Raw genomic sequence first — 15,020 nt, forward strand, 5'->3', positions numbered from 1 at the left:
GGGGAATACCCCTTAGTTCAAGTCGGCTTAAAATCTGGTTTATTTTTCACTCTTATCCCCCTGAATAGCGCAAGTTGGCTTGCGCTATTCCTTAATTAGTAGTTTGAAATGCTTTTGTTTCAAACATGTTTCACCCAGCGTTGCAGAATCGTTCCTGCAATACTTCCTTTTCTTTTTCAGGTATTTTGTTTTTAAATGAAAAAAGTGCCCCAAACGGACACTTTTTTATTATTTTCTGTAACTATAATACCACAAAATCGGGATTTTTTCAAGTCTTGTAGTTTCAATTCCCTTGGTGTATATATTATATATTACTTTTGCTGCCTCCCGGGTAACAGTAATGCCGCCTGTTCATTTTCCGGAGACACTTTCCCCGGATCCCGTAAATAGAAAGGATATTTCTATGAATGACTCTTCACTGACTTCATATCTTCTAAACGCCGATATCAAAAATTCTCTCGCAGCACTTGTATCCTGCAACCAATACACGAATCAGTTTGGTGTATCACTCACAGAAGAAGATGCAGCGCAGCTTCTGGAATGCCGCAAAGAATCTCTCACCGAATTTGGCAGGATTGAATTCGAAGGGGGTATTCTGCCGAAACTGATCTTTGAATTTTGTGATTCTCCTTACATTTACCAGGACAATTATATGGACACTCTGATAACTCTTCAAAGTATTTTTTACCTGTATAAAAATGAATCCCTGGATGAATTAAGTGATGATGAACTCATCCATTATATGAAAATACATTTTGAAGGAGAATGCCAGGGATCACTGGAATATCTGGAAGACACCTGCCTCAATAATTTCTGCCGGAAAATCAGGAAGGGATGGAGAGGAGAATTTGATGAAGAATAACCATTTACCGTCAGAAACCACTCTGGAAGAAGTACTGCCCCTTCTTGCCAAAAGGGTAAGAAAATACACCAGTGCCGAAAGCACTTCTGTTACAAATGAGACAGCCAGGCAGATTTTACTGTCTATTTTATATTGCCTGGAAGAGACAAATGCATCCTCTACAGACCTTACGGCGGGAACCGAGTCTGTGGAACAACGGTTTGCATCCGGTCTGAAACGCAAACAGCAGTTAATCCAAGACACAAAGTCCCTGCTGGAACACATTCAGGCGCATCTGCTCCCCATAGAGATGGACGTCTACAAACGGACTATTCTAACGGGTATTCCGCCATTCTTTCAGGATTATGATGTGCAATTTGGTGCACATTTAAGTCCCGGCTCCATTGATTACCAGCTCTGTATGGAAATTGAAGGACTTTCCGGTATTGATTTCATGGCTGAGTATCTGAACCGGTTCCATCTGGAAGAAACTTTTCTGTCCTATTTCCCCGTATCGGTAATCCGGGAAGTGCTGCGTGGCTATCATTCCGATTATGAAAATCTTCTGGTTAATATCTTTCAGATTGTATTTCAAAATGCGATTGGCTGCTTATTGTGCAATTACGACATTTATGAACTTGATATCCGCCCGGAAGCCAGATCCCGGCTATACCGTCATCTGTCTGATTTAACAAGGGAAAATCTAAAAGTTCTTTTGCAGACGGCACTTAGGCGTCTGATCGGGGAACTACCCCTGGAAGAGGATGCGGCGCTGATTGCCTATCTCTCCTGTGCTCTGGACTTATTCGCGGATTCCTGCTATCAATATATCCAAATGGGACAGCTGGAACACGTCTTCGTAACAAGATCCCCTGACGCTGCCACCCCAGTATTTGGATTTGAAGACGGAGAGTTGATGGAGGATGAACAGCTGCGGTCATTCATCGATGAAATGTCGGAATGCAGGCACCTTTCCGATAAAATAAGCATGATCCGGGAACAGATCCATTCCCTGAGCGATTTGGAAGAGGTCTTAAAAGAATGCTTCTGGCATGACGAGTTTTCCCAGGTATTTGAACTACTTTCTCCACAGGAAACTATGACTCTGCAAACGAATATTAAGCTGAAACAAGATCTGGGAAGCCCGCTGGAAGACTGGGAAAAGGCTTTGTCCGGCATCTAAAAAGGAGCAGCTTAAACGCTGCTCCCTCATAAGTACATCCCGGTGTAAATACACCGATAACCAGTGCCTGATATCCGCACAAGGTACTTATATAATCATGACTTCTTCCCCATATTCAATATATAGTTCATCGATTAACTGCTGACCTGCTCTTGCAATAAAACCGTTTTGATCCAATTCTTTCAACGGCTGGATCTCTACGTCCCGGACATCATTTCGCCCTTTGATAAATACTTTTTCTCCCCATTCTTTCATCAGGGAGTACTTTGCATCTTCATCAATATAAATCACTTTTTTCTTATCATCCGCTTTTTCATAAGGCCTTAAAACTCTGACACACTTAACATCCATTTTCCTTTCCTCCTATACGTAATCATATCTGCGCGGCACATCCATCAGCTTCTTATGGGTAAAATGGAAAATAAAGCAAATAACGGCGCAGATCAGATATCCTACCGCATACGGGAAGGACATGGTATCAATTCCAAATCCAAGCATCGGGGCATGCATAAACCCGAAGAAGGAAAGTATCGATGCGATGATAAGCGCATACCCCGCCTTATCCAGCCTTCTGTCAATGATGAAAACCACAACGGTTGCCCAGAGAATACTGGTCAGTATTGCTCCATGGCGCATTGCAGCCACACCATGCCAAGTGACTCCATAATTTAACATGGTCTGAGAAACCGTGTCACTGCTGTTCATCGTCAGGGTATCTTCTAAAAAGATCCCAAAGGAGCCTAAAGCATCACGTACATATGTATACAATACATCTGCAATGTGCGGAATCAGCGCTATGGCAACTGCAGCACCGTGTCTTCTTGGCACATCTGTGCTGGACTGTACTACCATTAAAATCGCACACCACAGGAAGGTTATGGAGGCAATCACTGCCGGCATCAGAGAATTGAAGAATCCATATACACCAAACAGTGCCGATGCTCCGAACAGCACGCCGGTAACCCATGAATACCCGGTTCCGGTTCCGCTTTTCTTTAAGCCAGGATGTCCAAGCCATACGGTATTGGGAATAATTCCGCCAAACAGCGCAGATAACATCGTACAGCATCCGTCAGCGATCTGGGCATGACCCACGTTATAGTCATCTCCTGCTGCAATGGCAGACTCCACGTTATCCATTGTCTCGATAAAGTTATAAACTTCAATTGGGATAATAACCCCCAGATACGGCACAATCAGTTTGAATCCGGCAAGTATATTGGCTCCTGAGAAGTATGGAATTACTACTCCCACTGTAGATGTATCAATCTCCACTCTGCCCAGACAGATCGCATACACCACACCAAAGACCACAGATACTAAAAGCATGGGGATCTTCTTTTTAAATACATAGCCTCCGATTAACCCGATAATCGCAATAATGAGTACAGGCATACCCAGAATCGGATCATGGTAAACTTCGAACAGACCAACTGTTGCCATCCATACAAGTCCAATCCCAGCAACTGCTCCAAGCATTGCCGCCCTTGGGATAATTCTTCTGATAAACGGTCCGACAAAACCGCCGATCAGCTCAATGAACCCACCCAGAAAACAAGCTGCTACTGCTGCTGTCCAACATTCTTCCGGTGACAACCCGGCATAGTGAAGGGGATAAATAACGCCATACAGATACACAAACATCGCCGGAGTAGATACACCGGACGGAAGTGCGGTCACATCTGTTCTTCCCGTTCTCTTTGCCAGCTTTCTGCCCATATAAGCATAGATAAAACCGCTTGCCATTAATCCAATGGACAATCCCGGAACTACCCTGCCATAGATAATATCATCTGTCCATCCAATACCCTGTAATGCGTAAATTATAATAATGTAATTGACCAGATTTCCCACGAAAGAATAAACTACGCCGCCTACATCCTCTGCCTTAAATAAGCGCATTGCTTTTGAATTCATTTTTCTTTCCTCTCTCTTTTGTCCTTTTCTTTTTTCAAATTCAAAACTGAATACCCATTTCTGTAAGTTCTGCTTTTACTTCCTCATACATTGCCTGCCATTCCGGAAGAGGTGTAATGGTCTCCATATCATAAGCTTCATTAAAGGGCTTTCCGCAGTTTCCGTCTTCCATACGAAATACATGTTCATATTTATCCAGAAGCTTTAATACAATTTCATTTGCTTGTTCACGGGTCATCTTCTGTCTTGCAACTGCTTTACCGACTTCGCCCATAAGCCGTACTTCCAGCCCGGTTCCGTTTGGTTTATTTCCATTTGCAGAACCCAGTCCCTCCAGATGTCCGCCGCTGACGGTAACTACGATTGTATTCGCAGCCACTTCATAGAACAGTTCTTTTGTCATAGCACCGCTGCTTGGCCAGAGATCACATACAATAATAGCCGGTGCATTTTTGGCAAATGTCTGGCAGAGTACAGACTGAAGCCAGAGACAGCCCCTTGCTGTAGTCGCCACATCCTGGATATGGATCGGATGGCAAAGATGATAATCCGCCATACAGACCAGATTCGCTGCAATAATGGATGCCAGCATAACAATTGTAGCTCCCGGAGCATCTCCTGCAAGGCCGCCTACCATGGTACAAGCCAGGGACGCATTTTTCATTCCATAATCCAGGGAATTTGCCGCACGTACTAGATTACCGTTATCGATCATTAATTCATTAAACATTGCAACCAAATGGGAGTCACATGGACGAAGACGCTTTTCCCCTACTGCCGCATAATCACCAACTTCTGTAACAGCACTTTCTGCCGCCAGAAGCCCCATTCCTTCCCTTCCGGTTTCCTTCAGGGCTCTGTGCAGATACTCCATCTCACGGCGCACTGCCACCACTTCCGTTACATCGCCGCTTGTCACTGCATAACCATCCACATCGACTAATGATCCGCAAGTCAGTAAATCAATGATCGGTTCCTTTGCAGCACTTAAAATAATTGGATAATACAGGGATTCCGGTGTCGGACATCCCGGGTTGCCTGCCCATACAACCGGTAATAAATCATCTTCTATTTTTCTGGCTTTCAAAGTTACCGCATCTTTGCCTTCGCCCATTACCAGTTCGGTTTTCATGTTTTTCAGACCTTCTTCGATCTCTTCTCTTTCAAAATGAATAATCCGCTTTGTACTCATATTGTAAATGCCAAGATCTACGATCAGTTTTTTTGCCGCTTCAAACATATCATCCAGCAGTTTTTCATCGTTTGGAATAATAACTTTCTTATCCCAGCTAAAGTCATATTCATCAACCAGATCTCTTACTCCGTCAATGATGTAGTCCAGGTCCCAATCATCTTTTTCTACTGAGGGTCCTGTCTTTCCTCTTGCACAAATCTCTAAAAATTTCTTCGTATCCATGTTTTTCCTCCTTCGTTTGTGTAACCATTATAGCAGATAGCTCCTTCAACTTGCAACAGAATAATCTCTGTGTTAGACTATTAAAAACGAATCGTCGTTACTGCAGACAGTAACAGAATCGATACCCTGTAGAAAAAAATAAAAATCAGGAAAGGTTTCTAATTATGACAGCAAAACAAACCTTATGCGAGGCTGCTTCCGGCAGAATACCGGCTGATACAGTCTTCAAAAACGGCAACATAATTAATGTATTTACCCAGGAGATCTATACGGCAGATGTAGCGGTTTACCGGGGCATGATTGCCGGCATCGGCACTTATCACGGGAGCAATGAGATCGACTGCAGCGGAAAATATCTCTGCCCGGGGCTGATGGATGCCCATCTGCATCTTGAAAGTTCCATGGTTACCCCCTGTGAAATGACGAAATCCGTTTTGCCGGATGGAACTACGACACTTATTGCAGATCCTCATGAGATGGTAAATGTATGTGGCAGCAAGGCGGTTGACTATTTGCTGGAAGCCGCTGCAAAGCTTCCGGTTAATTTATTCGTAATGCTTCCTTCCTCAGTACCTGCAACACCCTTTGAGACAAACGGCGCCAATTTTGACGCAGCGGATATAAAATCATATATCAATCATCCCAGAGTACTGGGGCTGGGTGAAGTGATGTGCTTTCCTCAGGTACTGTCAGGAGATTCCACCATTTTTGATAAGCTAGAGCTGGCGGCGGATAAAACGGCAGACGGACACGCCCCCGGGCTTTCCCCACAGGAGATCCAGACCTATGCCTGCGCCGGAATCGAGACTGATCATGAATGCGTACATTATGAGGAAGCACTTGAAAAATGCCGTGCCGGAATGAAAATTCTGATTCGGGAGGGCAGTGCTGCCAAAAATATGGACGGCATCATTCCCGGTTTAGTGGAAAGCGGTCTGCCCCTGGAACATTTTCTCCTGTGCACCGATGACAAGCACCTGGAGGATATCTGGAAAGAGGGCCATATCAGCCACTGTGTCCGTAAATGCATTGCCCTTGGTGTCAAGCCTGCAGCTGCCATTGCCATGGCAAGCATACATACCGCCAGAACCTATGGCCTTGCCGGTTACGGCGCTATCGCTCCCGGATACCACGCAGATCTGTTGATTCTCGATGACCTGGAAACATTTAAGGTAGCCTCTGTATATAAGGATGGGCGTCTGGTGACCCCTCAATGGATGGATCAGTTAGAAGAAACTGAGATCCCGGAAAATTTACTGCACACCGTCCATTTTCAGGAGATTACCCCCTCACAGTTAGCACTGCCCTGTAAAGGAGACATGCATGTCATTGAAATGGTTCCTCACCAGATACTTACCAGAAATGTAACAGAACCGCTTCCTTCCAGAGACGGATACTTCTCTCCCCAAGGGGCATATTCGAAGCTGTGTGTGGTGGAACGGCACCGTGGAACCGGTAATATCGCCACTGCCCCCTTAAAGGGCTTCGGCATTAAGAACGGAGCAATTGCCACCACGGTAGCACATGACAGCCATAATATTATAGCCACCGGAGACAATGACGAAGATCTGTGTACAGCCATTAACCATTTAAAAGAAATACAGGGAGGTTATGTAATCGCTTCAGGCGGAAAAGTTCAGGCATCTCTGCCCCTTCCTTTATTTGGCCTGATGAGCACAGCTTCCGGGAAAGTAACCAGCGAAATTACATCAGAAATGTTAAAGCTGGCATATGAAATGGGTATTCCCAAATATTTTGACCCCTTTATCACCTTGTCCTTTATGGCACTGCCGGTCATACCGGAAATCCGCCTTACTGACCGGGGATTGTTTGACAGTACCGCTCAGAAGTTTATTGTTTAAAAAGAGTGCAGATATACCATATCTCTCCATACCGGCAATGGAACATTTACCGGTATGGACGGATTGGAATATCTGCACTCTTTGCTGAAATCCTTATATTTCTTCTATTTTTTTATGATGATATTCTTTACCTTACCGTACTTCCCATAAATTTTCTTTCCGCAGGAATCCTTTTTATAAGCCCTGACTTTTACGTAATAGGTTCTGCCCTTTTTCAGCTTGCTTATTTTCTTGCTGGATTTCCCTGTGTCTAAAATTTTTCTGCCCTTTTTAAATGATGGACTCTCTGCATACTGTATCTGGTATCCTTTTGCACCCTTTACACTCTTTATTTTTACAGCCATCTGCCGTTTCTTTGGGTTAGACAGATTTATGGAACTGACTCTGGCTGTAGTTACCTTTGACCAGCGGGCATACAGCGTCTGATTGTTCTGCAGGGATACCAGGGAAGAAGCGGATATCTTCTTTCCGCCTGTTTTTGAAGTGTACCATCCTTTAAATGTATATTTGGATCTTTTTGGAGATGGCAGACTTCCGTAGCGATTTCCATTTTTGACCATAATGGAGGATTGCTCTGATTTCCCGCCATTTGCATTTAGCCTTATCTGAAAGTCTGATACCTTTTTAGTGGTAATCGACAGAACAGCACTTACAGGGCTCCTTTTATAAATCTCGTTTTCTTTCGTTCTTGCCTGGATTCCATATCTGGTATTTGGCTTTAATCCAAGGAATTCACCTCCGTTTTGCCACTGTTTCCCACCATCAATAGAATATTCCTGACCATTTACTGTCTTTACCGTTATAGAAGTCTCCGTTATACCGATACATTGCGGTGCACCTGGTGCAGCTGCTTCCCGTTTATCGGTTCTCACATCCAACGAGGGGCTGGAAGGACTTTCCATCTTCTCTGCCGTTCTGCATACCCTGGCAATAACCCGGTAGATCCGATTCGGTAAAAGTCCGCCAAAGGTACCTGCTGACTGCCAGTTTTTCCCCTCGTTAATGGAATACTCCTGACCGCTTATTTCTCTAATTGTAATCCGGTCACTTCCCGCAGACACGAGAATTGGTACATCCGGTGCTTCCCCCGGAGACTGCAGCGTCATAAGGGATAACGGCTCACTGACACCGCTTTCCATCACCGTATCTGACTCTGCCTGCTTTGTAAAGATATAGTACTGCGTTCGATCTGTTAACGATTCAAATATCCCGCTTTTTTGCCATACTAGCGAATCCAGGTCTGCACTTTCTTCCGTAGTAATGGCATATACCTGCCCCGGCACAGCCCTTACGGTAATGCTGCGATCCAGTATTTCCACAGTTTCCGGTGCTATAGGTGCCGGGGGAGCACTGTCCTTTGTCCGCAGGTACAAGGTCTCGCTGATATTTTTTGGCTCAGTATCATCAGTCTGCGGTATACGCGTGACAATCTCGTAGTTCGTTCCAGGAATCAGCCCCTCAAAAAGACCGCTGTCCTGCCACTCCGTAAACGCTTCTTCCCCCGGACCTTTTATACTGTATTCCTGACCCGGTCTGGTTTCCACTTCCACTGATACATCGGTGTGTCTCACCAAAACGGGTGCAGGGACTGCATCTGGTGTGGGTGCCGCATCCTTTGTACGCACCAGGAGCGGTTCGGAGGGATTGCTGGCTGCGGTATCCACTGTTTCTGCATATCTGGTAATCACCTGATAATCCGTTCCCGGGTTCAGCCCTTCAAACAATCCGGTAAAACCGCCTTCTGACTGATCTGCAATCTTCCAGTTTGTTCCGTTATCAATGGAATACTCCTGCCCTTCCACCGCTTTCACAGCAATACTATGATCCGTGACAGCTCCAGGCAGCTCCGAAATCTCCGGCTTTCCAGGTATACTCTGAGCAATCTTTTTCATTTCAACCACAACGTAGTAACTATTTCCAATGTTATTTACGGACGCCTGAAGTCCATTTTCCATATCGGAAATTGCGGTCAGGATATGATCCGATGAAATGTCCGCTGCAAAAAGTCTGGTTCTATCTTCGTCATATTCCGGGGGTTTTGGAAATTGCAGCATTACATTCCCGTCTTCAGATAATTGGATTTCACTTCCTCCTGCCGTAGTCCGGATAGCATAAACCGTAAATAAACCGCCTCCTAATCCGCGCAGACTCTCCCGGATCTCCTCATAGATTTCATCCTGGGAATCCCATACCCTTGCACGGAATACTGCGTCTTTTGGCAGATAGCTGTGGCTGTCTGTTAAAACTACACCGTTATCAGTCAATACCGTATCCAAAACCGTGAACCGATACTTGTAGTAAATACTGTCCGGCTTGCCTTTTCCCACAACCGTTACAATTTTCCCTTCAAAATCTGCTCTTGGAATCGCATCCTCTTCACGATAAACCTGCTCGTCTATGCGGATCTCCACTTCTCCCTGATCTTCCAGTACCGGATGTATCCTCACAAATGCTGATGCAGCCGGTAATGTAATCAGAACTTCCTTTGAATCCGACACCTCTACACTGGTTCCGGTTTCGATTTCCTGCATTCCCAAATCCAGGCTGTCCACTGTAACAGACTGTACCCTGGCTGTTACCGCATAGTCTACCGTAAAGGCTTTAATCATAACATTTCCGGAATATACCGTTTTACTTTTATAGGGATAATTAGCTAAATCGGTCCAGCCGTTTCCCTGATTCCAAAAGCTCTGCCCTTCCTCTACCTTTGCATTCGTCAATGCTTCGCCTCCGAATACCGGTGCCGTAGATGCAAGTTCCAGAGGGACATAGCTCCCCTTGTCTCCGGTTATTAACTGTACCACAGAAAATTGATCCCCCGGCTTCAAGATCAACGGCATTTCTAATTCTAAGGTATGGTATCCTCCATATGATACCGTGTCTGTCTGTTCCGCCACCAGAGTTCCGCTTTCAGGATTATCCTCCAGGGGGTTTTTATAAATCCGGATCTGAACTTTTGATCCCGGCTCCGTTGTAACTGCAGATACCGCCTTTAGCTCTTCATAGGACCCGGCTGTAAACACATTTGCCACGGAAACATTGCTGCTCGGATACCGCAGTATGCCATAGACGCTTTTCATACCTAAATAATCATACTGATAATTGTGATCATACTGATAATTTCCCTCTTCATCGGGAAGGTCCAGGTAAAAACTTGTAAATTCGTTGACTGACTGATCATAATAAGACAAATAAAAATAGCCATCATTTCCCCAGTTTTTTCCCCAGCTGTTCTTTACAATCCATGCACCGTCTCCAGGCGGACGCCGGTTCTCCAGAAAATTTTCCGCTGAATAGTCATCATCCCAGCCTACTATAGATACCTCATGATTGGCAGTTAAATACTGATCCGTATACTGTGCATAAGTCTGATTGTTAATATAAGTACCATTGACCGAAGTCTGATCCGGTCTGCTTTGGTCTGCATAGTAGGATACATCCACTACCCCATTATTCATCAGCGCTTTTTTAATTGTATTCACAGCATCCCGGTCCAGACGGTAACCACTCTTGGCTGTATAATTTTCAAAGACTGCCGTTCCCGGAAGAAAATCAGCATTTTGCAGATGTCCCACTGAGTCGTATAATTTCTTCGGATCCACTGACCAGACCTGGGATTTCCCTGTCAGGTACGGGACTTCTGATTCCTGCTCCACACCTGCCCAGGAAGACAGCAGTCCGGTAGCGATCTGACGGTTTCCCCCCACATCAAAGGGCTGATTCTTGGTGGATATAATTCCTTCCCCTTCCTGCTGCTGATAAGAAAACCAGGTCAGATGCCTTTCTGAATAGTCCGGTACCGCTATATCAGAACTGCCGCTCACGCTTTTCTGTACCATCGCAGAACTTTCCATGGCAGAGAGTGTCCCAAACGCCCAGCAGCTGCCCCAGGGACTTTGGTTTTTGACAGGAGATGACAGTGCCTGCTGCCTCAGATCAAACTGCTGCGGCAAAACAGATCTGGTTCTTCGTCTGCTTTTCCCTTCATAGTTGTAATATTGCTGGTCAATTCCACTTGGGATATGACCCATTTCAGAAACTTCCGCTCCCTGATCACTCCCCAGAATTTCCGCCGTCTCATCATTCGCAAATGCCATGAGGGATAAAGCAGATACAAAAAATATGGAAAGCGCAGCCGTCTGTGCAAATATACCCAAATATCGAAATAATTTTTTCCCTTTCAAAAAATTCCTCCTTACGAAAAATCTGCCTTTTCAAACGCAATATCAAGCATACCCACTGCCTCTTCAATCTGAGTAATATTTTTAGGTCCGTAGAGAGGAATGCTGAACGTTTCCTGCTGTGTAAAAAATCCCAGTACAACCTGGGAAACAGTGGCACTATATTTTCTGGTAAGTAATTTTACCCGATTTGCCATCTCCAGATTTTCTTTGACAAAATAAGGACTGTTTTCTACCGCTTCCTGTCCTCCGGTTATGTATTTGTGGAAGAATCCGCCGCAGACACCCATATATGGCATCAGTACATTATTGGCATTCTCCTTGTGATAGGACAACATCCCTTCGTCTGCTTTTACCATAGTATCATCGGACAATGGTTTCATAAAGCGGGATCCCAGATTATAAAGCGCCTGATTGGCTGCAAATCCACGATATCCCATTTTCTTACAATATGTATCTGCCTCCTCCATACGACTAGTGGACCAGTTAGAGCATCCATAATATCGGATTTTACCCTCCCGCACAAACTGTTCCATTACCTCAATTAATTCCTCTACAGGCTGACTGGTATCATCCCGGTGATAAAAATATAGATCTATGTAATCGGTCTGCAATGCTCTTAAGGAAGCTTCCAGATCATGGCGCATATCCTCCCTGCCCATACGGTTCTCATGTAAATCTGGATTTTCCACCGTCATATCCGGATGCCCGCCTTTTGTTACGATTACCGTTTCATGTCTTTTCTTACTCCTGTGAAGCCAGTCTCCGATGACTCTTTCGCTTCTTCCGATCTCCGGTTTCACCCAGTCAGAATATACTCTGGCTGTATCGATCATATTCCCCCCCAGATATAAAAACGTATCAAAAAGCCTGTCTGCTTCCTGTCCGTCAAAGCTTAAACCGGCTAAAGCCGTACCCAGTCCCAATGGCAGTACATTTAAGTCCGTATTGGGTATTATTATGTTTTTTTTCATCAAGTCCTCCTTGGATATATTTTTAAAAGCAGAAAGCGCCTGCCTAACCTGTAACTCCCTGTTTGGGATGCTGCCATTTGTCCGGTTATTCCAGTCTTTCTGCTTTTCATTACAGATTGTATAGTTCTTTCATTCTAACATGCTGAGTTGGAATAAGGATTCTACAATTCACGCAGCATGTTTACTACATTTTCAAAATGCATTCCATGGGATGCCTTTACCAGCACCGTATCGTCTTTTTTAATCAGTCCGGGCAGGACTTCGGTGAGAGAATCCAGGTTTTCCACATAGACAACTTCCTTGCAGCCCCCTGCTTCCTGAGCTGCCTGCGCCATATGCTTACACATTTCGCCCGCGCAGACCAGCAGATCAATTTTATGCTGTGCCGCATATGCACCCACCTCTGCATGAAGCTGTGCCGCATTTTCTCCCAGCTCAAACATATCGCCCAGGATGGCAGCTTTCCTCTGATCCGCATCTTTTAAAACGTCTAAAGATGCCTTCATGGAGGATGGGCTGGCATTATAGCAGTCATCCACGATGGTGATGGCAGCTGTCTCAATGATATGGAATCTGCCGCCCAGGGATTCCAGCTTCTCAATCCCTGCCTTAATTTCCGCCATGGTAAGCCCCAGGGTTCTTCCCACCGCTGTGGCTGCAAGGGCATTGAGCACCATGTGATACCCCGGAATCGGCACGACTGTCCGAAAGCTCTCCCCGCCTGCATGAATCTCACACTGGATTCCTTTCAGCCCCCGGGGGATAATATGGTCTGCATAGATTTCCCTGTCACTTTCCACACCAAAGAAAATAGGCTTAATTCCTTTCACATCCCGGATTGTGGATAATTTATAATCATCTCCATTTAAGATAATTTTACCATCTTCAGCAATATAATCGAATATCTCTGATTTTGCTTTCAGTATCCCATCCCGGCTTTTTAGAAATTCCAAATGGCACAGTCCAATGTTGGTCAGTACACAGATGTCAGGCTTTGCCACCTTGCTCAGTCTGTGCATTTCGCCAAAATCACTGATTCCCATTTCCAGAACTGCGATCTCATGTTCCTCTCTCAAACGAAATACCGTAAGCGGAAGTCCCAGTTCATTATTAAAATTTCCAAGGGTCTTCAAAACGTTATATTTTTCAGCCAATACAGAGGCGATTATCTCCTTTGTACTGGTTTTTCCCACACTTCCGGTAATCCCCACGACTTTCACAGAAAGCTGCTGTCTGTAATATTCGGCAATATCCTTTACCGCCTGAAGGGTGGAATCCACCAGAATATAAGGACCTGCCGGATTCTCCGGTTTCACTTCCACCAAGGCCCCCAGGGCTCCTTTTTCAAATATCTGAGGGAGGAACTGATGTCCGTCTGCCCGTTCCCCCTTTACCGCAACAAACAGACAGCCGTCTTCTGCTTTACGGCTGTCTGTTGTAATGCTGGTAACTTCTGATTCACTTTTGTCTTTGTCTCCGTAATATACGCCCTGACATGCTTCTGCAATCCGGCTTAAAGACATATTCTTCATTTCATTTACCAACCTTCCCTATAGTTTGTTTGGAAGTTCATTCCCGCCATCTGCACACCGCACTTTACGGTATGAATGCACCTTTTATTTCTTTAACGAAACTTCAATCAGCCTTTCGCACAAATCTGCAAATGACATCCCAAGCGCACCTGCTTCCTGGGGCAGAAGGCTGGTAGGGGTCATACCAGGCAGTGTATTTGCTTCCAGGCAATACATATGATTCTCCTCATCCATAAGGAAATCCACTCTGGCATAATTTTCAAGCCTCAGTACATGATAAGCCAGGACCGCATAATCCTGCATTTTCTTTGTGAGATCCGCTGAAAGCTCTGCCGGACAGGTCTCAATGGTACTGCCTGGCTCATATTTATTTCTGTAATCATAGAATCCCTGAATGGGCGCAATCTCAATGATCGGATATGCTTCTCCATCTACAACGCCGATGGAAAACTCTCTGCCCTTTACATAGGTTTCAATGATTATTTCATCTTCATAGTGAAATGCATCTTTTACCGCCTGCTCATACTCTTCTCTGGTATTTGCAATATAGACGCCCACACTGGAACCGCCGCAGCAGGTTTTTACCACACAGGGAAGACCCATCCCGATATCATCCAGGGATTTCACTCCCTCTTCCTTTTTCAGCATGACGCTTTTGGGAGTCGGCACACCGTTTTCCAGGAATAATTGTTTGGAAATTCCCTTATCCATTGCCAGAGCACTTCCCAGATAGCCGCTGCCGGTATAAGTAATTCCCAGCAGATCAAAAGCTGCCTGGACTTTTCCATTTTCACCGTTCTCTCCATGCAGCGCCAGAAATACCACATCCGCTGCCTTACAGAGTTCCAGAACCGCAGGCCCGAAAAATTCTTTCTGGGATTTAACAGCCTCTTCCACTTCACTGTCAAAGCTCCTCATATATGCTGCTGCAGCATTTACATCATATGTCTCTGTAAACGCAAGGTCTGCCTGAAGCCCGGTATTTCCAAAAAATACATCCAGTAAAATAGCACGGTGTCCTTTTTCTCTCAATGCCTCACATACTTTTGTGCCGGATACGATGGAGATTTCCCTCTCCGTACTGATTCCTCCTGCCAGAACTACAATATTCAT

The 15,020-nt window shown here is 45.1% G+C and carries 11 protein-coding genes; 3 read left to right on the forward strand and 8 right to left on the reverse strand.

What is annotated here, in order from left to right; genetic code table 11:
- The first annotated feature begins 403 nt into the window (after positions 1 to 403).
- Entirely contained in the window at positions 404 to 862 is a 459-nt protein-coding gene (locus tag ACH2DQ_RS02795) for a DUF6323 family protein (protein ID WP_394915080.1), read from the forward strand.
- Positions 852 to 2,024 carry a DUF6179 domain-containing protein gene (locus ACH2DQ_RS02800; RefSeq protein ID WP_394915079.1) on the forward strand — a complete coding sequence of 391 codons (1,173 nt, stop codon included), beginning with the start codon at positions 852 to 854 and terminating at the stop codon, positions 2,022 to 2,024. Before ACH2DQ_RS02795 ends, ACH2DQ_RS02800 begins: the two co-directional genes overlap by 11 nt.
- An 87-nt stretch (positions 2,025 to 2,111) precedes the next feature.
- Here ACH2DQ_RS02800 and ACH2DQ_RS02805 read toward each other — a convergent pair whose 3' ends face one another.
- Genes ACH2DQ_RS02805 through ACH2DQ_RS02815 form a run of 3 tightly spaced genes read right to left on the reverse strand, consistent with a single transcriptional unit; the run spans position 2,112 to position 5,358 of the window.
- Positions 2,112 to 2,375 carry a hypothetical protein gene (locus ACH2DQ_RS02805; protein WP_394915078.1) on the reverse strand — a complete coding sequence of 88 codons (264 nt, stop codon included), beginning with the start codon at positions 2,373 to 2,375 and terminating at the stop codon, positions 2,112 to 2,114.
- A 12-nt stretch (positions 2,376 to 2,387) separates the two neighbouring features.
- Positions 2,388 to 3,941 carry a xanthine/uracil/vitamin C permease gene (locus tag ACH2DQ_RS02810; RefSeq protein WP_394915077.1) on the reverse strand — a complete coding sequence of 518 codons (1,554 nt, stop codon included), beginning with the start codon at positions 3,939 to 3,941 and terminating at the stop codon, positions 2,388 to 2,390.
- 40 nt (positions 3,942 to 3,981) lie between these two features.
- Positions 3,982 to 5,358, reverse strand: a complete 1,377-nt coding sequence (locus ACH2DQ_RS02815; RefSeq protein ID WP_395025505.1) for a monomethylamine:corrinoid methyltransferase — start codon at positions 5,356 to 5,358, stop codon at positions 3,982 to 3,984.
- Positions 5,359 to 5,522: 164 nt separating this feature from the next.
- Here ACH2DQ_RS02815 and ade point away from each other — a divergent pair, with 164 nt between their 5' ends.
- Entirely contained in the window at positions 5,523 to 7,220 is a 1,698-nt protein-coding gene (gene ade, locus ACH2DQ_RS02820) for an adenine deaminase (protein ID WP_394915075.1), read from the forward strand.
- A 104-nt stretch (positions 7,221 to 7,324) separates the two neighbouring features.
- Here the strand turns inward: ade and ACH2DQ_RS02825 are convergent, their stop codons facing one another.
- The 5 genes from ACH2DQ_RS02825 to ACH2DQ_RS02845 all read right to left on the reverse strand — a co-directional run bounded on the left by ACH2DQ_RS02825 (position 7,325) and on the right by ACH2DQ_RS02845 (position 15,020).
- Positions 7,325 to 11,404: a lectin like domain-containing protein gene (locus tag ACH2DQ_RS02825; protein ID WP_394915074.1), complete on the reverse strand. Its 4,080-nt coding sequence runs from the start codon at positions 11,402 to 11,404 to the stop codon at positions 7,325 to 7,327.
- An 11-nt stretch (positions 11,405 to 11,415) separates the two neighbouring features.
- A complete protein-coding gene (locus ACH2DQ_RS02830) occupies positions 11,416 to 12,375 on the reverse strand; it encodes an aldo/keto reductase (RefSeq protein WP_394915073.1) in 960 nt (319 codons plus the stop codon).
- 161 nt (positions 12,376 to 12,536) lie between these two features.
- Positions 12,537 to 13,907, reverse strand: coding sequence for a UDP-N-acetylmuramoyl-tripeptide--D-alanyl-D-alanine ligase (gene murF, locus ACH2DQ_RS02835; protein ID WP_394915072.1), 1,371 nt, complete (start codon positions 13,905 to 13,907; stop codon positions 12,537 to 12,539).
- Between the two features lie 5 nt (positions 13,908 to 13,912).
- A complete protein-coding gene (locus ACH2DQ_RS02840) occupies positions 13,913 to 13,984 on the reverse strand; it encodes a DUF6783 domain-containing protein (protein ID WP_394915083.1) in 72 nt (23 codons plus the stop codon).
- 7 nt (positions 13,985 to 13,991) lie between these two features.
- Positions 13,992 to 15,020: a D-alanine--D-alanine ligase gene (locus ACH2DQ_RS02845; protein ID WP_394915071.1), complete on the reverse strand. Its 1,029-nt coding sequence runs from the start codon at positions 15,018 to 15,020 to the stop codon at positions 13,992 to 13,994.

The organism is Robinsoniella sp. (genome assembly GCF_034124845.1).